Annotated in this window: 20 protein-coding genes; 12 read left to right on the top strand and 8 right to left on the bottom strand. The window is 65.7% G+C overall.

Annotation, left to right across the window (positions count from 1 at the left end):
• Positions 1 to 225: 225 nt before the first annotated feature.
• A complete protein-coding gene (locus tag ACTZWT_RS24250; protein ID WP_444772241.1) occupies positions 226 to 960 on the bottom strand; it encodes an outer membrane protein in 735 nt (244 codons plus the stop codon).
• A gap of 434 nt (positions 961 to 1,394) precedes the next feature.
• Here ACTZWT_RS24250 and ACTZWT_RS24245 point away from each other — a divergent pair, with 434 nt between their 5' ends.
• From ACTZWT_RS24245 to ACTZWT_RS24210, 8 genes are all read left to right on the top strand, one after another.
• Positions 1,395 to 1,538: a hypothetical protein gene (locus tag ACTZWT_RS24245; protein ID WP_444772240.1), complete on the top strand. Its 144-nt coding sequence runs from the start codon at positions 1,395 to 1,397 to the stop codon at positions 1,536 to 1,538.
• 2 nt (positions 1,539 to 1,540) lie between these two features.
• Positions 1,541 to 2,299, top strand: coding sequence for a metal ABC transporter ATP-binding protein (locus tag ACTZWT_RS24240; RefSeq protein WP_444772239.1), 759 nt, complete (start codon positions 1,541 to 1,543; stop codon positions 2,297 to 2,299).
• Positions 2,300 to 2,301: 2 nt separating this feature from the next.
• Positions 2,302 to 3,174, top strand: a complete 873-nt coding sequence (locus ACTZWT_RS24235; protein ID WP_444772238.1) for a metal ABC transporter permease — start codon at positions 2,302 to 2,304, stop codon at positions 3,172 to 3,174.
• A 4-nt stretch (positions 3,175 to 3,178) separates the two neighbouring features.
• Positions 3,179 to 4,111: a metal ABC transporter substrate-binding protein gene (locus ACTZWT_RS24230; protein WP_444772237.1), complete on the top strand. Its 933-nt coding sequence runs from the start codon at positions 3,179 to 3,181 to the stop codon at positions 4,109 to 4,111.
• 142 nt (positions 4,112 to 4,253) lie between these two features.
• A complete protein-coding gene (locus ACTZWT_RS24225; protein WP_444772236.1) occupies positions 4,254 to 5,294 on the top strand; it encodes a CobW family GTP-binding protein in 1,041 nt (346 codons plus the stop codon).
• Entirely contained in the window at positions 5,291 to 6,310 is a 1,020-nt protein-coding gene (locus ACTZWT_RS24220; protein ID WP_444772235.1) for a WD40 repeat domain-containing protein, read from the top strand. The genes ACTZWT_RS24225 and ACTZWT_RS24220 overlap by 4 nt, the downstream gene beginning before the upstream one ends.
• A gap of 31 nt (positions 6,311 to 6,341) precedes the next feature.
• Positions 6,342 to 7,064, top strand: coding sequence for an MgtC/SapB family protein (locus ACTZWT_RS24215; protein WP_444772234.1), 723 nt, complete (start codon positions 6,342 to 6,344; stop codon positions 7,062 to 7,064).
• A gap of 108 nt (positions 7,065 to 7,172) precedes the next feature.
• On the top strand, positions 7,173 to 7,511 hold the full coding sequence (locus ACTZWT_RS24210) for a hypothetical protein (RefSeq protein ID WP_444772233.1): 339 nt from the start codon (positions 7,173 to 7,175) through the stop codon (positions 7,509 to 7,511).
• A 413-nt stretch (positions 7,512 to 7,924) separates the two neighbouring features.
• Here the strand turns inward: ACTZWT_RS24210 and ACTZWT_RS24205 are convergent, their stop codons facing one another.
• The 7 genes from ACTZWT_RS24205 to ACTZWT_RS24175 form a co-directional block, all read right to left on the bottom strand.
• On the bottom strand, positions 7,925 to 9,358 hold the full coding sequence (locus tag ACTZWT_RS24205; RefSeq protein ID WP_444772232.1) for a homospermidine synthase: 1,434 nt from the start codon (positions 9,356 to 9,358) through the stop codon (positions 7,925 to 7,927).
• Between the two features lie 115 nt (positions 9,359 to 9,473).
• Positions 9,474 to 9,878: a nucleoside diphosphate kinase regulator gene (gene rnk / locus ACTZWT_RS24200; protein WP_444772231.1), complete on the bottom strand. Its 405-nt coding sequence runs from the start codon at positions 9,876 to 9,878 to the stop codon at positions 9,474 to 9,476.
• 253 nt (positions 9,879 to 10,131) lie between these two features.
• Complete coding sequence (locus tag ACTZWT_RS24195) at positions 10,132 to 10,518, bottom strand: RidA family protein (protein ID WP_322515498.1); 387 nt, start codon at positions 10,516 to 10,518, stop codon at positions 10,132 to 10,134.
• A 112-nt stretch (positions 10,519 to 10,630) separates the two neighbouring features.
• Positions 10,631 to 10,798, bottom strand: a complete 168-nt coding sequence (locus ACTZWT_RS24190; RefSeq protein ID WP_444772230.1) for a hypothetical protein — start codon at positions 10,796 to 10,798, stop codon at positions 10,631 to 10,633.
• Positions 10,799 to 10,808: 10 nt separating this feature from the next.
• The gene (locus ACTZWT_RS24185; protein WP_444772229.1) at positions 10,809 to 11,396 is read right to left on the bottom strand and encodes a GNAT family N-acetyltransferase; all 588 of its coding nucleotides are present in this window, start codon (positions 11,394 to 11,396) and stop codon (positions 10,809 to 10,811) included.
• Between the two features lie 218 nt (positions 11,397 to 11,614).
• Positions 11,615 to 12,757 carry a type III PLP-dependent enzyme gene (locus tag ACTZWT_RS24180; protein ID WP_322515501.1) on the bottom strand — a complete coding sequence of 381 codons (1,143 nt, stop codon included), beginning with the start codon at positions 12,755 to 12,757 and terminating at the stop codon, positions 11,615 to 11,617.
• 899 nt (positions 12,758 to 13,656) lie between these two features.
• Positions 13,657 to 13,917, bottom strand: coding sequence for a hypothetical protein (locus ACTZWT_RS24175; RefSeq protein ID WP_444772228.1), 261 nt, complete (start codon positions 13,915 to 13,917; stop codon positions 13,657 to 13,659).
• Positions 13,918 to 14,115: 198 nt separating this feature from the next.
• Here ACTZWT_RS24175 and ACTZWT_RS24170 point away from each other — a divergent pair, with 198 nt between their 5' ends.
• The 4 genes from ACTZWT_RS24170 to hemH all read left to right on the top strand — a co-directional run bounded on the left by ACTZWT_RS24170 (position 14,116) and on the right by hemH (position 19,440).
• On the top strand, positions 14,116 to 16,206 hold the full coding sequence (locus ACTZWT_RS24170) for a M3 family metallopeptidase (RefSeq protein ID WP_444772227.1): 2,091 nt from the start codon (positions 14,116 to 14,118) through the stop codon (positions 16,204 to 16,206).
• Between the two features lie 4 nt (positions 16,207 to 16,210).
• A complete protein-coding gene (locus ACTZWT_RS24165) occupies positions 16,211 to 16,864 on the top strand; it encodes a DUF1007 family protein (RefSeq protein ID WP_444772226.1) in 654 nt (217 codons plus the stop codon).
• A gap of 176 nt (positions 16,865 to 17,040) precedes the next feature.
• Positions 17,041 to 18,231, top strand: a complete 1,191-nt coding sequence (locus ACTZWT_RS24160) for a nickel/cobalt transporter (RefSeq protein WP_444772225.1) — start codon at positions 17,041 to 17,043, stop codon at positions 18,229 to 18,231.
• Positions 18,232 to 18,402: 171 nt separating this feature from the next.
• Positions 18,403 to 19,440, top strand: coding sequence for a ferrochelatase (gene hemH, locus ACTZWT_RS24155; RefSeq protein ID WP_444772224.1), 1,038 nt, complete (start codon positions 18,403 to 18,405; stop codon positions 19,438 to 19,440).
• The last annotated feature ends 205 nt before the right edge of the window (positions 19,441 to 19,645 follow it).

The raw sequence follows: 19,645 nt of genomic DNA, 5'->3' as shown, positions 1-19,645 counted from the left end.
GGGCTAGGGGGTTAACATTTGTGCGATTTTCGGCCTGTCTTTTTGAACAATTGCGTCGCGCGGATGCGACGGGAGGCCTTTTGGTAAACGAATTTCGCAGCCGTCCGTTTGGAGGCTGGTCTCAGAGTCTGGTTCAGGTGGAGCGCTTCGGGCAGAACCACAACAAAAAAGGGCCGGCATGAAGCCGGCCCTTCTCAGCCCCCGAAGGGAATTTGTCAGTACAGATCAGTACTTGGCGACAACCGGGCCACCCCAGTTGAAGCGGTAGTTCAGGCCGGCCTTGACGACGTGCTGGTCGTTCTTGGCGGTGAAGCCAGCGCCCAGATCGACGTTGCCGAAGTCGTAGTACTGATATTCGATCTTGCCCGACCAGTTCTGGGCGAACAGATACTCGAGACCGCCGCCGACGGTGTAACCGTCCATGCTGCTGGTGTTCGAGACGCCAACGCTGGCGCCGCCGGGGGCAGTGAAGGTCAGGCTGGTCTTGTAGTCGGCGTAGGCCCAACCACCCTTGACGTAGAGCAGCGCCGGACCCCAGGTGTAGCCGAGACGGCCGGTGACCGAAGCGAGACCACGCTGGTTGTCGGCGAAGGAGTAGGTGCCGGCGACACCGTTGAGGGCGCCCGGGAAGAACACGGCGTCGTTGCTGCCGCTCAGCCAGGAGTACTGACCTTCAACGCCGAGCACCCAGCTCGGAGCGAACTGCCAGTCGTAACCGGCCTGCACACCGCCGAGGAACTTGCCGTCGTTGCTGGCGGTGACGCCAGTGCCGATCGAGTTGTCGCCGGCGAAGGCGCCGCCGATGTGACCACCGATGTAGAAGCCGGTCCAGTTGTAGATCGGGGCCGGGGGAGCGTAGACCGGGGCCTTGTTGTAGGGGCGGGCCGCGAGGTCGGCGGCGAGGGCCGGAGCCGCGCCGAGGGCAACCAGAGCAACGGTTGCGAGAAGGATCTTCTTCATTGTGGTTCTCCAGGAGTCGTCTTCAACAGAGGGACGTTTGTCGTCGCCATCTGCCCCAAGATTTAGCGCGGTCCTGCATAAAAAGCTGTCACCTCTCGGCAACACTGGATGTGGAACTAAACGTATGAGTTTCAACAATTTTTCTTGCTTAATGGAACCTAAAAGAAACCTTAAAATCGCCTTAATCCGGTTCCCGTACACTGCGTAATTCTTGTGCATTTTCAGGGGTCTCGACAGGTGATGTCTCTCATCCGGGCAGGCAAATACCCCTGGATGTGTCGGATTGGCCATCGAAACCGACGTTCGAGTGATCGACGCCGGGATTTTTCTGTTATAGTATAACAATTCCTCCCCCGAGGCCTCCATTCACGCGGTCTGAGATGGTCGTCCCTCATCCCGATTCGCATCATTCCGCCGCACCGAAGCCGGTCCACATGCACATTCACGGCGCCGATTCGCCGCATCCGGTGCAGCCGCCGCCCTGGTCGATCCTGCGCATGACGTTGGCGGCCCGGCTGGCGGCCGCCATGGCGGTCAGCGCTGTGCTGTGGGCGATCGTGCTGCTGGCGATGAGGTGACCATGGCGGCCCAACTGCACTTTAATAATGTGACACTCGGCTACGACCGTCACCCGGCGGTGCATCACCTCAGCGGCGAGATCGCGACCGGCGCGCTGATGGCCGTGGTCGGCCCCAACGGCGCCGGCAAGTCCACTCTATTCCGGGGCATCGTCGGCATTCTCAAGCCGCTGGCGGGTGCGATCAACCGCGGCGGCATCGATATCCGCGACATCGCCTATCTGCCGCAGACCGCCGATATCGACCGGACCTTTCCGATTTCGGTGTTCGATTTCGTCGCCACCGGGCTGTGGCGCAGCTGCGGCCCGTTCGGTGGAATCGGCCGGGCCGCGCGGCCGAAGATCGCGCAGGCGCTCGCCGCGGTCGGCCTCTCGGGCTTCGAGAACCGCACCATCGGTACGCTGTCCGGCGGCCAGACCCAGCGGATGCTGTTCGCCCGCGTGCTGCTGCAGGACGCCCGCGTCATCGTGCTCGACGAGCCGTTCAACGCCGTCGACGCGCGCACCACCGCCGATCTGGTGACGCTGATCGGCCACTGGCACGAAGAAGGCCGCACCGTGATCGCCGCGCTGCACGACATCGAACTGGTCCGCGCCAGTTTCCCGGAGACGTTGCTGCTGGCGCGCACCGCGGTGGCGTGGGGGCCGACCGCCGAGGTGCTGACGGCGGCCAACCAGGCCGAGGCGCGGCGGATGTGCGAGGCGTTCGACGACAGCGCCCCGGCCTGCGTCGCCGACGCGCCGCCGTCGCGGGCGGCATAGTGATGTTTCTCTACGAGGCGCTGATCGCGCCCTTCACCGAGTTCGAATTCATGCGGCGGGCGCTCGCCGGCATCGTCGCGCTGTCGCTCGGCGGCGCGCCGATCGGCGTGTTCCTGATGCTGCGGCGGATGAGCCTCGTGGGCGACGCGATGGCGCATGCCATCCTGCCCGGCGCCGCGATCGGCTTCCTGCTGTCGGGGCTGAACCTGTTCGCAATGTCATTCGGCGGGCTGATCGCCGGCTTCACCGTGGCGATCCTGGCCGGCGTGGTGTCGCGCGTCACCGAGCTGAAGGAGGACGCCTCGCTGGCGGCGTTCTATCTGGTGTCGCTCGCGGTCGGCGTCACCATTGTTTCAATGAAGGGCACCAATATCGACCTGCTGCACGTGCTGTTCGGCAACATCCTGGCGATGGACGACCAGACGCTGCTGGTGATCGCTTTCAACGCCACGCTGACGCTGTTGGCGCTGGCGGTGATCTGGCGGCCGCTGGTGATCGAATGCGTCGACCCGCTGTTTCTGCGCACCGTCAGCCGCGCCGGCGCGCCGGCGCATCTGATCTTCATGGCGCTGGTGGTGATCAATCTGGTCAACGGCTTTCATGCGCTCGGCACGCTGCTTGCGGTCGGGCTGATGATCCTGCCGGCCGGCATCGCCAAATTCTGGGCGCGCGACATCACCGGCATGATGCTGGTGGCGGTCGGCGCGGCGCTGCTGTCCGGCTATGCCGGGCTGGTGCTGTCGTTCCAGACCCGCGTGCCTTCTGGGCCCGCGATCATTCTGGTCGCGGCCATTCTCTATATCGCGTCGCTGCTGTTCGGCCGCGCCGGCGGCGTGGTGCGTAAGCTATTTCCCGGCCGTCACCTCGAGGCTTGAAGTCATGATCCGGATCGTCATCGCCATTGTAGTTTCATTGCTGGTCGCGGCGTCGCCAGCGCGTGCGCAGGAGCGCATCGGCGTGGTCGCCAGCTTTTCGATTCTCGGCGATTTCGTCCGCAATATCGGCGGCGATCGCGTCGCGGTGACCACGCTGGTCGGGCCGACGGGGGACGTCCATGTCTACACGCCGTCGCCGCGCGACGCCAAGCTGGTCGCCGACGCCAGGCTGGTGGTCGTCAACGGGCTCGGGCTCGAAGGCTGGCTGCCGCGGCTGGTGCAGTCGTCCGGCGGCAAGGCGACGATCATCACCGCGACCAAGGGTATCAAAACTCGCGACGCCGACGACGGCGATTCGCACGGCCACAGCCACGGCAAGGAGGGCGGCAAACACGATCACGGCGACGAGCACGCCGATCCGCATGCCTGGCAGTCGGTGGCGAACGCCAGAATATACGTGTCGAACATCCGCGACGCGCTGATCGCGGCCGATCCGGCCGGCGAGGCGATCTATCGCGCCAATGCCGCGGCCTATCTGGACAAGCTGGACGGGCTCGACCGCGAGATCCGGGAAGAGGCCGCGAAAATTCCGGCGGCGGCCCGCAAGGTGATCTCGAGCCACGACGCCTTCGGCTATTTCGCCGACGCCTATGGCATCACCTTCATCGCCCCGCAGGGCGTCTCCACCGAATCCGAAGTCAGCGCACGCGATGTCGCCCGTATCATCAAGCAGATCCGCGCGTCGAAGATCCCCGCGGTGTTCCTGGAGAACATCAGCGACCCGCGGCTGATCCAGCGGATCGCCGCCGAGACCGGCGCGAAGATCGGCGGGACGCTGTATTCCGACAGCCTGACGGCCGAAAACGGCGACGCCCCCACTTACATTGACATGGTCAGGCACAATATAAAGACGCTGACGAGCGCCCTGGCCCACTAGGCGGGCTCGTTCCGCCCGATCCCGCGAGCCTGCCGTCCGGCGGGCTACGCGCGATGGCGGCCCTCATTTCCGGTCCCGGTGTTGCAGATGCGCGCAGCCGAACGCGCCTCGGGCCGGGACGTCGTGCTGGAGCACCTGACTGATGACGAATTCCGCCGCCTCGAAAATCCCCGTCACCGTGCTCACCGGCTATCTCGGCGCCGGCAAGACGACGCTGCTGAACCGCATCCTGTCGGAGAACCACGGCAAGAAGTACGCGGTGATCGTCAACGAGTTCGGCGAGATCGGAATCGACAACGACCTGATCATCGGCGCCGACGAGGAAGTGTTCGAGATGAACAATGGCTGCGTCTGCTGCACCGTGCGCGGCGACCTCGTCCGGATCCTCGGCGGGCTGATGAAGCGCAAGGGCAAGTTCGACGCGATCATCGTCGAGACCACCGGGCTCGCCGATCCGGCGCCGGTGGCGCAGACCTTCTTCGTCGACGAGGACGTGATGGCGAGCGCGCGGCTCGACGCGGTGGTGACGGTGGCGGACGCCAAATGGCTGAGCGACCGCCTCAAGGATGCGCCCGAGGCCAAGAACCAGATCGCCTTCGCGGACGTCATCGTGCTCAACAAGACCGACCTCGTCACCAAGGCCGAACTCGCCGAAGTCGAGGCGCGGATCCGCGCGATCAATCCCTATGCGCGGCTGCATCACACCGAGCGCTGCCAGATCCCGATCGCCGATGTGCTCGATCGCGGCGCGTTCGATCTCGACCGCATTCTGGAGATCGAGCCGGAATTCCTCGAAGCCGGCGACGATCACGATCATCACCACGACCACGATCACGGTCACCATCATCACGACCACGGCCATGGTCTGAAGCACTATCACGACGAGGACATGCAATCCTTGTCGCTGAGGAGCGACAAGCCGATCGACCCTGCCAAGTTCATGCCCTGGCTGCAGCAGCTGGTGCAGACCGAGGGCGGCAAGATCCTGCGCTCCAAGGGGATTCTCGCGTTCTCAGGCGATGACGACCGCTACGTGTTTCAGGGCGTGCACATGATGCTCGAGGGCGATCACCAGCGCGCCTGGAAGGACGACGAGCCGCGCGAAAGCCGCGTCGTGTTCATCGGTCGCGAATTGCCCGAGCAGGCGATCCGCGACGGCTTTGCGAAGTGCGTCGCCCAATGAGCGCGTTCGACACGCCCGGCGAGGCGGCCTCGATCGTCTCGGTCACCGATCGTGTCCGCGAGGTCGCGATCGGCGCGCCGGTCGATGCGGTGCATTTCCTCGGCGACACCGCGGTGTTCATCGGCACCGAAGACAACGCCACCTTCGCCGCGCCCGGCGGCGAGACCTCGACGGTCGCGCTGCACGGCGGCGCGATTCTCGGCTCGGTCGCGGACGGCAAGCGCATCGTCACCGGCGGCGACGACGGCAAGGTGATGCTGCTCGACGCAAGCGGCAAGGCCGAACTGTTCGCCACCGACGCCAAGCGGCGCTGGATCGACAATGTCGCGCTGCATCCGGACGGCGCGGTGGCGTGGTCGGCGGGCAAGATCGCTTACGTCCGCGCGCCGAAGGCCGAGGAGAAATTCTTCGAGGTGCCGTCCACGGTCGGCGGCCTCGCCTTCGCGCCGAAGGGGATGCGGCTGGCGATCGCGCACTACAACGGCGTGACGCTGTGGTTTCCCAACATGGCGGCGAACGCCGAAATGCTCGAATGGGCCGGCTCGCATCTCGGCGTGATGTTCAGCCCGGACAACCGCTTCCTGGTCACCTCGATGCACGAGCCGGCGCTGCACGGCTGGCGGCTCGCCGACGCCAAGCACATGCGGATGACGGGCTATCCCGGGCGGGTGCGGTCGATGGCCTGGACCGCCGGCGGCAAGAGCCTCGCCACATCGGGGGCCGACGCCGTGATCATCTGGCCGTTCGCCAGCAAGGACGGGCCGATGGGCAAGCAGCCGGCGATGCTGGCGCCGCTGCAGGCACGCGTCAGCATGGTGGCGTGCCACCCCAAGCAGGACATCCTCGCTGCCGGCTACAGCGACGGCACCGTGCTGATGGTGCGGCTCACCGACGGCGCCGAAATCCTGGTCCGGCGCAACGGCACGCCGCCGGTCACGGCGCTGGCGTGGAATGCCGGCGGCACGCTGCTGGCGTTCGCCGACGAGGAGGGTGCGGCGGGGCTGCTGACGCTGTAAGAGGAAGCCGGTTCCCGACCGGGCGGTTCTCATGCGCTTCCTCGCCACCTTCCAGACCTTCGACTTCCTCGACACGCTGATCAGCCTCTGCGCCGCCTTCGTGCTCGGCATGCTGATCGGCGCCGAGCGGCAATACCGGACCCGTGCGGCCGGGCTGCGCACCAACGTGCTGGTGGCGGTGGGCGCCGCCGCCTTCGTCGATCTCGCCATGCACCTCAAGGGCGTCGACGGCGCGGTGCATGTGATCGCCTATGTGGTCTCCGGCATCGGCTTTCTCGGCGCCGGCGTGATCATGAAAGAGGGCATGAATGTTCGCGGCCTCAACACCGCGGCGACGCTGTGGAGTTCGGCCGCGGTCGGCTGCTGCGCCGGCGCCGACATGGTGGCGCAGGCGGTGGCGCTGACCGTGTTCGTGATCGCCGGCAACACGCTGCTGCGGCCGCTGGTCAATGCCATCAACCGCATCCCGTTCGACGAGCGCTCGTCGGAGGCGACCTATTCGGTCCGCCTCACCGCGGCGAGCGCCGCCGCTGACAGCCTGCGCGATCACCTCGAGGAGCGGCTCGAGGCCGCCGACTATCCGGTCGCCGGGATCGAGGTCGAAACCTCCGACCTTGCCGACGACAAGGTCGAGATCGTCGCCACGCTGGTGTCGACCTCGGTCGAGCCGAAGGAACTCGACGTCGTCGTCGCCGACATGGGCCGGCGGCCCGGCGTCGATCACGCGACCTGGGAAACCAGCACTAAGGATTGATTCACCGCGTCGCTCAAATGCCACGGATCCGGAACCCGTTCAGCGTACGGACCGGGAACGTTGCCGTCCCGCGTCCGTTGGTTCGGCAGGCAAGGGATGAGGATCATCATGACGACGATCGATAAAGGACGGGGTTTGAAGCGGGATCTGGTGCTGGCGGGCCTACTGATCGCCGCGGGTGTGGCGATTTCGGGTCTTGCCCTCACGCAGGTCGATTCCGGCGGCCGGCTGCAAATCGCTCAGGCGACCCATCCGCTGCAGTCGACGCCAGGGGCCGAGACCAAACCGACCGCGCCGGACGCGCCGCGCGATTCCAGTGCGCGACCGCAAGACGTTGCGCCGCAACCCGCGCGCCCCGATTCGGACGCCGTCGATTCCGGAGCAAGGCCCGCCTTGCCCCCCGCCCCCGCGGAAAAGAAGGGCGAGCCGATCCAGCCGAAGGGTTGAGCTGAGAAAAGTAAGTCCTGCCTCGATCCGGGCCGCGCCTCGCGCGCGCCCGGATTTTGTTTGCGCCGTGGCGGCGCTGACCGGCGAGATTCCGGGTTCGCGCGATGCGCGCCCCGGAATGACCCGCGGATAGTTGAGTACCAATCTCTCAACCGTCATTCCGGGGCGCGAGCGCAGCTCGCGAACCCGGAATCTCGATGGCTGGCACGGCGCACCTCTCCCGCTTGCGGGAGAGGTCGGATCGCGCAGCGATCCGGGTGAGGGCACTCCTCTCCGAGCTTGCTGAGTCAGTGCCCGGCGCGCCCTCACCCCAACCCTCTCCCGCAAGCGGGAGAGGGAGCGCGCTGCGAATGGGGAGAGGCGCGTGTACTTATCTGAAGTTCAAATCGCCTGTTTGAGGCGACGTTTTCGCCTCAGCGCACCAGCACGTTGCGGAACTGCCACGGGTCCGAGGTGTCGATGTCCTCGGGGAACAGGCCGGGGCGGTCGGTCAGCGGGGTCCAGTCGGTGTAGTAGCCTTTGACCGGGCCGAGATACGGCATCTGCACTTCGAGGCAGCGCTTGTAGTCGAGCTCGTCGGCCTCGACGATGCCGGCTTCCGGATTTTCCAGCGCCCACACCATGCCGGCGAGCACCGCCGACGACACCTGCATGCCGGTGGCGTTCTGATACGGGCAGACGTCGCGGGTCTCTTCGATCGAAAGCTGCGAGCCGTACCAATAGGCGTTCCTGGCGTGGCCGTAGACCAGCACGCCGAGCTCGTCAATGCCGTCGACGATCTCGTTCTCGTCGAGGATGTGCCATTTCGGCTGCATCTTGCCGGTGGCGCCGAACATTTCGTGCAGCGACAGCACCGCGTCGTTGGCCGGGTGGTAGGCGTAGTGGCAGGTCGGGCGATACACCACGTTCTGGCCGTCGCGCACCGTGAAGTAATCGGCGATCGAGATCGATTCGTTGTGTGTCACCAGGAAGCCGTATTGCGCGCCGGGCGTCGGGCACCAGGAGCGGACGCGGGTGTTGGCGCCGGGCTGCAGCAGATAGATGGCCGCGCCGCAGCCTTCGGTGTGGGTGCGGCCGTTGTCCGGCATCCAGGTCTCGTGGGTGCCCCAGCCGAGTTCGGCCGGCTGCAGGCCCTCCGAGACGAAGCCTTCGACCGACCAGGTATTGACGAATACGTTCATCGGCTTCGGATTCTTGGCGCGCTGGGTGTCGCGCTCGGCGATGTGGATGCCCTTGACGCCGAGCTTCTGCGCGAGCTGCGCCCAGCCTTCGCGGCTCTTCGGCTCGTTGATCTCGGTGCCGGTGTCGCGGGCGATGTCGATCAGCGCCTGCTTGACGAACCACGACACCATGCCGGGATTGGCGCCGCAGGTGGACACCGCGGTGGTGGTGCCTTCGCCGGCCTTGGCCTTGGCGGCCAGCAGAGTCTCGCGCAGCGCGTAATTGGAGCGCTTCTCCGGGCCGGCGCTCTTGTCGAAATAGAAGCCGAGCCAGGGCTCGATCACGGTGTCGATATAGAGCGCGCCGATCTCCTGGCACATCGTCATGATGTCGACCGAGGAGGTGTCGACCGAGAGGTTGACGCAGAAACCCTGGCCGCCGCCTTCGGTCAGCAGCGGGACCAGCAGCTCGCGGTAGTTGTCCTTGGTGACGCCCTGCTTGATGAAGCGCACGCCATGCTTCTTCGCCAGTTCGCCGTCCTCGTGCGGATCGATGATGACGAAGCGCTTCTTGTCGTATTCGAAGTGCCGCTCGATCAAAGGCAGCGTGCCCTTGCCGATCGAGCCGAAGCCGATCATCACGATGGGGCCGGTGATCTTGGCGTGAATCTTCGAAGTGGACGACATCGGGGTTGAACTCCGGACAGGGGGACGGGACACCGCCGCTATGTGCGGTCAGGACGGTTCGGGAATACGACGGCGGGGTGAAATCGAGATGTCACCTCGGCGGCAATCAGGTCGGTCAGTTCGGTTCGGACACGCTGAGCACCGTCAGGGAGCGCCGCTCGCCCGACGGCGTTTCGAACGTGATCGACTGACCGACGGAGAGGCCGATAAGCGCCGCTCCGATCGGGGTCAATACCGAAATGCGGCCGGCCTCGACATCGGCATCGGGCGGATACACCAGCGCGACCTGCTTTTCCTTGCCGGTGCTCTCGTCCCGGAACGTCAGGGCGGAGTCCATGCAGACGATGCCCGGCAGCGCTGCGCCATCCGGCGCTACCTCGGCGCGCGCCACTTCGCCGGCGAGAAAATCGGCCGTCGCCGGGTGGCGCTGCGCAGCCACCTCGGCGAGCTGGCCCAGACGTTCGGCGTCGCGGCTGCGAAGAACGATCGGCGGGCGCTGAAGAACAATCGACTGATTCATCGCTTTACGGCTCCTGTCACGCCGGACGCGCTGTGCGCGCCGGCATCTCGGGATGGTGTCAGAACGAGAGGGGGAGATCGACGAAATCGTAAGCCCGGATCGCGCACGCGCGCGTCCGGGTCACCTTCCTGCGGGAAGGCGACCGGCGCGCAGCGTCAAACGGTTGCGAGGCAAATTCGTCATGGTTCAGGAAACCTGGGGGCTCCCCGCCGCAAAGTCAACGGGGGGCCGATTGTTGTGGAAGTAGCAAGACTTAGCTGCGGCGCTTGGCGGTGACTTCGATTTCGATCTTCATTTCCGGCTTGTACAGGCCCGCGACCGCGACGATCGTCGCCGCCGGGCGGATCTCGGCGAGGTTCTCGCCGCACACCGCGAACACTGCGTCGGCATCCTTCGGGTCGGTGATGTAGTAGGTCGCGCGCACGATGTCTTCCATCGCGAAGCCGGCTTCCGCGAGCGCCGCGCCGATCGTCTTGAAGCAGTTGCGGGTCTGCGCCGTGACGTCCTCGGGCAGCGTCATCGTGGTGTAGTCGTAGCCGGTGGTGCCCGAGACGAAGACGAAGTCGCCGTCGACCACGGCGCGGCTGTAGCCGGCGGTCTTTTCGAACGGCGATCCGGTGGAAATCAGGCGGCGCGACATCGAATATTCCTGCAACTGAGGGGAGATCGGCAGCCAATGCCGCGTCTGGTTGCGCAAATCAAGGCCGAGCAAATCAAGGCCGAAACTGTCTCAGCCCTGACACACGATTGGGCTAGGCTGCGGTTGTCTCGGCCCCACGGGTCCAGCGCCGACGCAAGGCGTCGACGGCGATCTTGAGCACGAACACGGTGAGTACCAGCGCCGTGACGCGCGGCCGCTTGGCCGGATCGCGCGGTGCGAAGACGCGATGGGTCGGGCGTGGAAAACGCAGAAAACGCATTGGACTCTCCTTACGCGGCGCGACGAAGACGCGCCCGTTCGATGCGCGCCGGCTTGGCGGCGGCACCGGTGGCGACGATCAGGCCGGCCGCGCCGTCGAGCGCGCCCTCCCGCAGTTCGAGGCCGAGCAGGCGGTCGCGCTCGAACGGACCCGGCAGCGCCAGCAGGCCCATCTTATCAGCCGTGAAGCCGAAACGCGCATAATACGGCGCGTCGCCGAGCAGGATCACTGCGGCATGGCCGCGCGCGGCGGCTTCCGCCAGCGCCGCCCGCATCAGTTCACCGCCGACGCCGAATTCGCGGCACGACGGATCGACGGCGAGGGGGCCGAGCACGAGTGCGGCCCGGCCCCCTGCGTCGACGTGCCAGAGACGCACGGTACCCACCAGCCGACCCTGACGGACCGCGGAGAAGGCCAAGCCTTCCGCGGGCGCGCGTCCATCACGCAAACGCTGGCAGGTGCGCGCATGCCGGCCTTCGCCGAAACACGCATCCAACAGGCGCTCACGCGCAGCAATATCGGAGCTCTTTTCCGCACGGATCGCGAACGGAAGAGCTGCGACGTTCAGGGCAGTCAGGGTGGTCCGAGCGTTCATCATGGCACGTCGATCCCCACGCTGTCCGGTGCGCGCACCGGCAGCGTGTTGTCAGCAAACTTGCATGTGACAGGGAGAGGCCGGCAAGCCGGCCTCGATTCTTCTGCTCCCTCTCCCGCCTGCGGGAGAGGGCCGGGGTGAGGGCGACACGAGTCGCCGCTTTCCCCCACCCGGATCGCTTCGCGATCCGACCTCCCCCGCAAGCGGGGGAGGTGAATAGCTCAGATGTGGTAGGTCCGCAGCGGCGGGAAGCCGTTGAAGGCCACCGCCGAGTAGGTCGACGTATACGCGCCGGTGCCTTCGATCAGCAGCTTGTCGCCGATCTCGAGCGTCACCGGCAGCGGGTACGGCAACTTCTCGTACATCACGTCGGCCGAATCGCAGGTCGGGCCGGCGAGCACACAGGGCGTCATCTCGGCGCCGTCATGGCGCGACTTGATCGCGTAGCGGATCGACTCGTCCATCGTCTCGGCGAGACCGCCGAACTTGCCGATGTCGAGATAGACCCAGCGCACATCGTCCTCGTCGCTCTTCTTCGAGATCAGAACGACTTCGGTCTCGATGATGCCGGCGTTGCCGACCATGCCGCGACCCGGCTCGATGATGGTCTCCGGGATCTGGTTGCCGAAGTGCTTGCGCAGCGCCCGGAAGATCGAGCGCCCGTACTGCACCACGGCCGGCACTTCCTTCAGATACTTGGTCGGGAAGCCGCCGCCCATGTTGACCATCGACAGGTTGATGCCGCGCTCGGCGCAGTCACGGAACACCGACGACGCCATCGCCAGCGCACGATCCCACGCCTTCACCTTGCGCTGCTGCGAGCCGACATGGAACGAGATTCCATAGGGCTCCAGGCCGAGACGCTTGGCGAGATCGAGCACGTCGACCGCCATCTCCGGATCGCAGCCGAACTTGCGCGACAGCGGCCACTCGGCGCCGGCGCAATCGTACAGGATGCGGCAGAACACGCGGGCGCCGGGGGCGACGCGGGCGATCTTCTCGACTTCGGCACTGCAATCGACCGAATAAAGGTTGATGCCGAGCGCGAAGGCGCGCGCGATGTCGCGTTCCTTCTTGATCGTGTTGCCGAACGAGATCCGGTCAGGAGTCGCACCTGCGTCGAGCGCCATCTGGATCTCCTGCACCGAGGCGCAGTCGAAGCACGAACCCATCGAGGCCAGCAGCGACAGCACTTCCGGCGCCGGGTTCGCCTTCACGGCATAGAACACGCGGCTGTCCGGCAACGCCTTGGCGAAGCTCTGGAAGTTGTCGCGCACGACCTCGAGGTCGACGACCAGGCACGGTTCGACGTCCTGACCTTCGTTGCGGCGGGCGCGGAGGAATTCCTGGATACGTTCGGTCATAGCACTCTCCCAGCCGCCCAGCGATGGACGGACTCAAAACGGATCACGGTCGAAGCGCTTCGGCCACGTCACGCGATGGAGGCGCAACGAAGCAAATCGCTCAGACCGAACTGTTCTGCCGTGGATTGGAAGGGAGTGATCCCGCCCGCACACCTGGCAATGAAGGACAAGCCTCTTCGGTATTCGCGCTGGCTGATGGAAAGCCAACAGAGACCAAAAAAGCCCGATCCGTCGTTGCTTTAAGTCGCGTCCCCCGTTGAGAGCGGGGTGCGCCGGTTCGCCTCCGGCTGCCGATCACGGTTGCAAGAGAAAAAGTCACCTTCAACGGCATCTCTTGAGAGAGATGCTGGCCACATGATCCTGAGACCACGAGACCCTCGGCTTCTTTATCCCTTGGCGGCTGTCCGGCCTCTTGTCCGGATACCTACCGATCGACACACGACCACAGGCACGTGCGAAATTGGGCAAGACCGGAGATAGGTGTTTCAGTCCGGGTCTGCAAGAGGTTTTTTGCCCCTGCGCGAGATTTCTCCAACGCGTGCGCGCAGCGTTGCTGATAAGTCACTCTGCGGCGTCTCAGCATGAACGCTTGTTCAAGATCACTAACAACTGCTGAAGGTCCCGGCGGCGCGAGCGACGCACGAGGTGCTCGGAAACCAGCGCGGGACAGGCTCGAAATGCCTGCCGGCTCATTTGAGACGATGTCCGCGCCGCATCCAGGTACTCGGCGCGATCGATTGTGACAGAGCGTGGAGGCAAGTGACTTACGAGCGCTCAGGCGCGGCTGAAGCGGAAGCGCTCGGGCGCGGTTGAAGCGGAAGCGCTCAGGCGCGTTTGAAGCGGAAGCGCTCAGGCGCGTTTGAAGCAGAAGCGCTCAGGCGCGTTTGAAGCAGAAGCGCTCAGGCGCGTTTGAAGAAAGGCTCGATCCGCTGCGCGTTGCGGATGAACGCCACCATCACGACGACGCCGAGCACGAACAGCACCGCCTGCAGAATCTGGGTGGCGCCGCCCTCGAGACCGAACAGGATCCCCAGCGCCCAGCCACCCGCGAAGGCGGCGCCGAACACCTCGGCGCCGATCAGGATCGCGGCGCTGATCACGGTGACGACGCTCGGCCAGGCAATCTGACGGGTCGCGTTCGGGTTCTGGAGCTTGCTCATCGGTCGGTGTCCTGTTGGGCGGCGCAATCTCTCTGAAAAAGTCCGCCGCGGCAAGCCAAAGCCGATGATCCCGCAAAGTGTCAGCATCTGGGCGGTCGGGCGTGAATAAACCGCGCGTTCGGGCGGGGGAAGGGCGCAAAAAAGCCCCACGAAGTGCTATATGTTCGCAATTCTCGACGCCCAAAGCAGGATCTCTTGATGTCTGAAAGCACTGGACCGATTGCCGCACCGACCAGCGCCGGCAATCCGTTGTTGCAGGCCTGGACCACGCCGTTCGAAACTCCGCCATTCACCGAGATCGCGCCCGAGCACTTTCTGCCGGCGTTCGAGCAGGCGTTCGCCGACCACGCCGCCGAGATCGCCGCGATCACCAACGATCCGACCGAGCCGGACTTCGCCAACACCGTCACGGCGCTGGAGCGCTCCGGCAAGCTGCTCAACCGGGTTGCGGCGGTGTTCTACGATCTGGTGTCGGCGCATTCCAATCCGGCGCTGCTGGAGATCGACAAGGACGTGTCGCTGCGGATGGCGCGACACTGGAATCCGATCATGATGAACGCGGTGCTGTTCGGCCGCATCGCCGCGCTGCACGACAAGCGTGCCGAGCTGACGCTGACATCCGAGGAGCGCCGTCTGCTGGAGCGCACCTACACCCGCTTCCACCGCTCCGGCGCCGGCCTCGACGACGCCGCGAAAAAGCGCATGGCGGAGATCAACGAGCGTCTCGCGCAACTGGGCACCGATTTCAGCCATCATCTGCTCGGCGACGAGCAGGACTGGTTCATGGAGATCGGCGAGGGCGATTATGACGGGCTGCCGGACAGTTTCGTCGCCGCAGCCAAGGCCGCCGCGGAGGAGCGCGGGCTGCCCGGCAGGGCGGTGGTGACGCTGTCGCGGTCCTCGGTCGAGCCGTTCCTGAAGATGTCCAGCCGCCGCGATCTGCGCGAGAAGGCCTACCGCGCCTTCATCGCCCGCGGCGACAATGGCAATGCCAACGACAACAATGCGCTGATCGGCGAGATCCTCGGTCTGCGCGAGGAGAGCGCCAAGCTGCTCGGCTATCCGACCTTCGCGGCCTACCGGCTGGAGGATTCGATGGCCAAGACGCCGGAGGCGGTGCGCGGCCTGCTGGAGCGGGTGTGGAAGCCGGCGCGCGCCCGCGCGATGGCCGACCGCGACGCGTTGCAGGAACTGGTCACGGAAGAAGGCGGCAACTTCAAGCTGGCGCCGTGGGACTGGCGCTTCTACGCCGAGAAGCTGCGCCAGCGCCGCGCCAATTTCGACGACGCCGCGATCAAGCCGTATCTGTCGCTCGACAACATGATCGCCGCCGCCTTCGACACCGCGACCCGGCTGTTCGGCGTGACGTTCGCCGAGCGCAAGGATGTGCCGGTGTGGCATCCCGACGTCCGGGTCTGGGAGGTCAAGGACGAAGGCGGCGCGCATCGCGGGCTGTTCTACGGCGACTATTACGCCCGGCCGTCGAAGCGCTCCGGCGCCTGGATGACCTCGCTGCGCGACCAGCAGAAGCTCGACGGCGCGGTCGCGCCGCTGATCATCAACGTCTGCAACTTCTCGAAAGGCGCCGACGGCGAACCGTCGCTGCTGTCGCCCGACGACGCCCGCACGCTGTTTCACGAATTCGGCCACGGCCTGCACGGCATGATGTCGGACGTGACCTATCCGTCGCTGTCCGGCACCAGCGTGTTCACCGATTTCGTCGAACTGCCGTCGCAGCTCTACGAGCACTGGCAGGAGCGGCCCGAGGTGCTGCAGCGCTTCGCCCGGCACTACCAGACCGGCGAGCCGCTGCCGGACGATCTGCTGCAGCGCTTCATCGCCGCGCGAAAATTCAACCAGGGCTTCGCCACGGTGGAGTTCGTGTCCTCGGCGCTGCTCGATCTCGAATTCCACACCCAGCCGGCCGCGAGCGTCGGCGACATCCGAGATTTCGAGCGCCGCGAGCTCGACAAGATCGGCATGCCGGAGGAGATCGCGCTGCGCCACCGGCCGACCCAGTTCGGCCACATCTTCTCCGGCGATCATTACGCCTCGGGCTATTACAGCTACATGTGGAGCGAGGTGATGGACGCCGACGCCTTCGGCGCGTTCGAGGAGGCCGGCGACATCTTCGATCCCAAGGTCGCGAAGCGTCTGCGCGACGACATCTACGCCTCGGGCGGCTCGCGCGATCCGGAGGAGGCCTATATCGCCTTCCGCGGCCGGCCGCCGGAGCCCGACGCGCTGCTGCGCCGGCGCGGCCTGCTCGAAACCCCGGAGGCCGCGTAGCGCCATGCTCGGCTTGCTTCGCCTCGCCGTCCTTCGAACCGCGCTCGCGGCCGCGCTGACGCTGTCGGCCGGCGTCGCCGCAGCCCACGCCCATCCGCATGTCTGGATCACCGCGACCAGCGAGCTGGTCTACGGGCCGGACGGCGCGCTGACCGGCGTGCGGCATTCCTGGGCGTTCGACGACATGTTCTCGACCTATGCGCTGCAGGGCATCGAGACCAAGCAGAAGGGCGTCTACACCCGCGAGGAACTTGCGCCGCTGGCCCAGACCAACGTCGAGTCGCTGAAGGAATTCGCGTTCTTCACCTTCGCCAAGGCCGAAGGCAAGAAGCAGAAGTTCAACGAGCCGGTCGATTACTATCTCGACGTCAACAACAGCGTGCTGACGCTGCACTTTTTCCTGCCGCTGAAGGCGCCGGTGAAGAGCAAGGAGATGGCGGTCGAAGTGTTCGACCCGAGTTACTTCATCGACTTCACCTTCGCCGACAAGGACCCGGTCAAGCTCGCCGGCGCGCCGGCCGGCTGCGCGCTGAAATTCGAGCGTCCCAATGACGGCACGGCGACCGCGCAGCGGATGTCGGAAGACAATTTCCTGAGCGGCGACAACTCCAATTACGGCGCGATGTTCGCCAACAAGATCGAGGTCAAGTGCCCGTGACGCGATCGAACGAAGCCGGCAGGCTCTTGAGTTCGCAGCGCTCCCCCGCCGTCATTGCGAGGAGCACCCGGATCGGCGCTCCGCGCCGTCCGGGTACAGGCTCCGCGACGAAGCAATCCAGCGCCGAGCACCGCGCTTCTGGATTGCTTCGCTTCGCTCGCAATGACGGGGAAGGAATGTCGTTCCGGACCCTGACGCTGCTCTGCGTCGCGCTGCTCGCCGCCTGCCTCTTGGCTGACGCCGCCCTGCACGGCGCTTTCGCCCAGAATCCGTTCGGCGCGCCGAAGGCCGCCGCCGAGCCGCAGGCCGGCGGGATCATCGGCTGGCTGCTGGCGCAGCAATCGGCGTTCTACAAGCAGATGTCGGCGACGATTCGCGCCGCGAAGGCGGACGGCAGCGCGGTCTGGACGCTGCTCGGCATTTCGTTCGCCTACGGCATCTTCCATGCCGCGGGCCCCGGCCACGGCAAGGCTGTGATCTCGTCCTACATGATCGCCAATGAAGAGACCGCGCGGCGCGGCATCGTGCTGTCGTTCGTCTCGGCGCTGATGCAGGCGCTGGTCGCGGTGCTGATCGTCGGCATCTGCGCCTGGCTGCTCAACGCCACCGCGAAGACGATGTGCAGCGCCGAACGGGCGATCGAGATCGGCAGCTACGCCCTGATCGCGCTGTTCGGCGCGCGGCTGGTGTGGAGCAAGGGCGGCGGGTTCTTTCGCGCGCTGCAGAGCAGCATGCGCAAGCCGGGCCTGGCGCTGGCCGGCGTCCCGGCGATGGCCCATGCGGGCGCTCCCGCGCACGGCCATGCCCACGATCACGCCCATGACCACGGCCATTCGCATGCGCTGCAGGCCCATGCCGGCCACGACCATCACGATCACGCGCACCACGATCATGCGCACCACGATCATGCTCACGCGCACGATCATCATGGCCATGATCACGCCCACGCCCATGCCCATGCCCACGACGAATCCTGCGATCATTGCGGGCATTCGCATGGACCTTCCCCGGCGGAACTGGCCGGCCCGGGCGGCTGGCGGCGCGGCCTGGGCGCGGTGCTGACGGTCGGCATTCGGCCCTGTTCCGGGGCCATCCTGGTGCTGGTGTTCGCGCTGGCTCAGGGGATGTTCTGGGCCGGGATCGCCGCGACCTTCGTGATGGGGCTCGGAACCGCCATCACGGTGGCGACCATCGCCACCATCGCGGTGTCCGCCAAGGGCGTGGCGCGGCGGCTATCGGCGGGTCACGCCGGCGGCGGCGTCCTGTTCATGCGCGGCGTCGAATTCGGCGCGGCAGGGCTGGTGCTGCTGTTCGGCATCGGGCTTCTACTAGGTTATGTCGCCGCCGAGCGCGTGACCTGTCTTTAACCAGGCGCTCTAAATTCGAGCAATCGTGCGATTGCAGCAAACCGGATCGGTTGTCGTTCGTAGATCGTTTCATAGCTACGGGAGGATGCGATCCGGCGCGGCGTCTGGCCACCCCGCGGTCATCGCGTCGTCTTGACAACAATAGGCCAAAGCGCGAAGCCAATCAGCATCATGACGGTGATTGTTCCCATTCACGGCCCTGCGCCCGCCCTGGCACCTGCGCCGGAGCGCGTCGGGGTATTGCTGGTCAATCTCGGCACCCCGGACAGTTGCGACACCAAGGGCGTGCGGGTTTATCTGCGCGAGTTCCTGTCGGATCCGCGGGTGATCGAGAATCAGGGGATTTTCTGGAAACTGGCGCTGAACGGCATCATCCTGAACACCCGTCCGGCCCGCAAGGCCAAGGACTACCAGAAGATCTGGAACCAGGAAAAGAACGAATCCCCGCTGAAGACCATCACCCGCGCGCAGGCCGAAAAGCTCGCCGTGTCGCTGAACGATCGCAGCCATCTGGTGGTGGACTGGGCGATGCGCTACGGCAATCCCTCGATGCGGGACCGGATCGAGGCGCTGCTGGCGCAAGGCTGCTCGCGGCTGCTCGTGGTGCCGCTTTATCCCCAGTATTCGGCGGCGACCTCGGCGACGGTGTGCGACCAGGCGTTTCGCGTGCTGCGCGAATTGCGCGCCCAGCCGACGCTGCGGGTGACGCCGCCTTATTATCGCGACGAGGCCTATATCGAGGCGCTGGCGAATTCGATCAATGCGCATCTTTCGACGCTGCCGTTCGAGCCCGAGATGATCGTGGCGTCGTTTCACGGCATGCCGCAATCCTATATCGACAAAGGGGATCCGTATCAGACGCAATGCGTCGCCACCGTCGACGCTCTGCGCGAGCGGATGGGGCTGGACGACAAGAAGCTGCTGCTGACATTCCAGTCACGCTTCGGCTTCAATGAGTGGCTGCAGCCCTACACCGACAAGACCATCGAGAAACTCGCCAAGGACGGCGTACGCAAGCTCGCGGTGGTGATGCCCGGCTTCGCCGCGGATTGCCTCGAGACGCTGGAAGAAATCGCGCAGGAGAACGCCGAGATCTTCATGCACAATGGCGGCCAGGAATTCTCCGCGATCCCCTGCCTCAACGACAGCGATGACGGCATTCAGGTGATCCGGCAACTGGTGATGCGCGAACTGCAGGGTTGGTTGTAGGCGGCCGGCTCCGAGGGCCGGCCTTCACGGCCGCGGCTGCGCACGATACCGCCGCCTCGCCTCGCGATCACGCTCGCTTTCCGCGCGCTCGAACCTTACATCACAATCAGGCGACCCATGACCGGTTGCGCCGGTCCGGCGTGCGCATTGCCATGGCCGCCAGGGTGGCCCGATGCGGACACAAGCCGCCGGAGGAGACTTTGCA

The sequence above is a fragment of the Rhodopseudomonas sp. NSM genome, from assembly GCF_052445935.1.
GTDB lineage: Bacteria > Pseudomonadota > Alphaproteobacteria > Rhizobiales > Xanthobacteraceae > Rhodopseudomonas.
Note: the sequence above shows the minus strand (reverse complement) of the source record. Positions and strands in the feature narration are given on the sequence as shown.

Bases quoted from the DNA above. Each gene is read 5' to 3' on its own strand.
- ACTZWT_RS24205 (WP_444772232.1), bottom strand. From the start codon at position 9,358: ATGTCGTCCACTTCGAAGATTCACGCCAAGATCACCGGCCCCATCGTG.
- ACTZWT_RS24230 (WP_444772237.1), top strand. From the start codon at position 3,179: ATGATCCGGATCGTCATCGCCATTGTAGTTTCATTGCTGGTCGCGGCG.
- ACTZWT_RS24235 (WP_444772238.1), top strand. From the start codon at position 2,302: ATGTTTCTCTACGAGGCGCTGATCGCGCCCTTCACCGAGTTCGAATTC.
- ACTZWT_RS24175 (WP_444772228.1), bottom strand. From the start codon at position 13,917: ATGAGCAAGCTCCAGAACCCGAACGCGACCCGTCAGATTGCCTGGCCG.
- ACTZWT_RS24160 (WP_444772225.1), top strand. From the start codon at position 17,041: ATGTCGTTCCGGACCCTGACGCTGCTCTGCGTCGCGCTGCTCGCCGCC.
- ACTZWT_RS24210 (WP_444772233.1), top strand. From the start codon at position 7,173: ATGACGACGATCGATAAAGGACGGGGTTTGAAGCGGGATCTGGTGCTG.
- ACTZWT_RS24245 (WP_444772240.1), top strand. From the start codon at position 1,395: ATGCACATTCACGGCGCCGATTCGCCGCATCCGGTGCAGCCGCCGCCC.
- ACTZWT_RS24170 (WP_444772227.1), top strand. From the start codon at position 14,116: ATGTCTGAAAGCACTGGACCGATTGCCGCACCGACCAGCGCCGGCAAT.
- ACTZWT_RS24225 (WP_444772236.1), top strand. From the start codon at position 4,254: ATGACGAATTCCGCCGCCTCGAAAATCCCCGTCACCGTGCTCACCGGC.
- rnk (WP_444772231.1), bottom strand. From the start codon at position 9,878: ATGAATCAGTCGATTGTTCTTCAGCGCCCGCCGATCGTTCTTCGCAGC.
- ACTZWT_RS24165 (WP_444772226.1), top strand. From the start codon at position 16,211: ATGCTCGGCTTGCTTCGCCTCGCCGTCCTTCGAACCGCGCTCGCGGCC.
- ACTZWT_RS24215 (WP_444772234.1), top strand. From the start codon at position 6,342: ATGCGCTTCCTCGCCACCTTCCAGACCTTCGACTTCCTCGACACGCTG.
- ACTZWT_RS24185 (WP_444772229.1), bottom strand. From the start codon at position 11,396: ATGATGAACGCTCGGACCACCCTGACTGCCCTGAACGTCGCAGCTCTT.
- ACTZWT_RS24180 (WP_322515501.1), bottom strand. From the start codon at position 12,757: ATGACCGAACGTATCCAGGAATTCCTCCGCGCCCGCCGCAACGAAGGT.
- ACTZWT_RS24190 (WP_444772230.1), bottom strand. From the start codon at position 10,798: ATGCGTTTTCTGCGTTTTCCACGCCCGACCCATCGCGTCTTCGCACCG.
- ACTZWT_RS24250 (WP_444772241.1), bottom strand. From the start codon at position 960: ATGAAGAAGATCCTTCTCGCAACCGTTGCTCTGGTTGCCCTCGGCGCG.
- ACTZWT_RS24240 (WP_444772239.1), top strand. From the start codon at position 1,541: ATGGCGGCCCAACTGCACTTTAATAATGTGACACTCGGCTACGACCGT.
- ACTZWT_RS24220 (WP_444772235.1), top strand. From the start codon at position 5,291: ATGAGCGCGTTCGACACGCCCGGCGAGGCGGCCTCGATCGTCTCGGTC.
- ACTZWT_RS24195 (WP_322515498.1), bottom strand. From the start codon at position 10,518: ATGTCGCGCCGCCTGATTTCCACCGGATCGCCGTTCGAAAAGACCGCC.
- hemH (WP_444772224.1), top strand. From the start codon at position 18,403: ATGACGGTGATTGTTCCCATTCACGGCCCTGCGCCCGCCCTGGCACCT.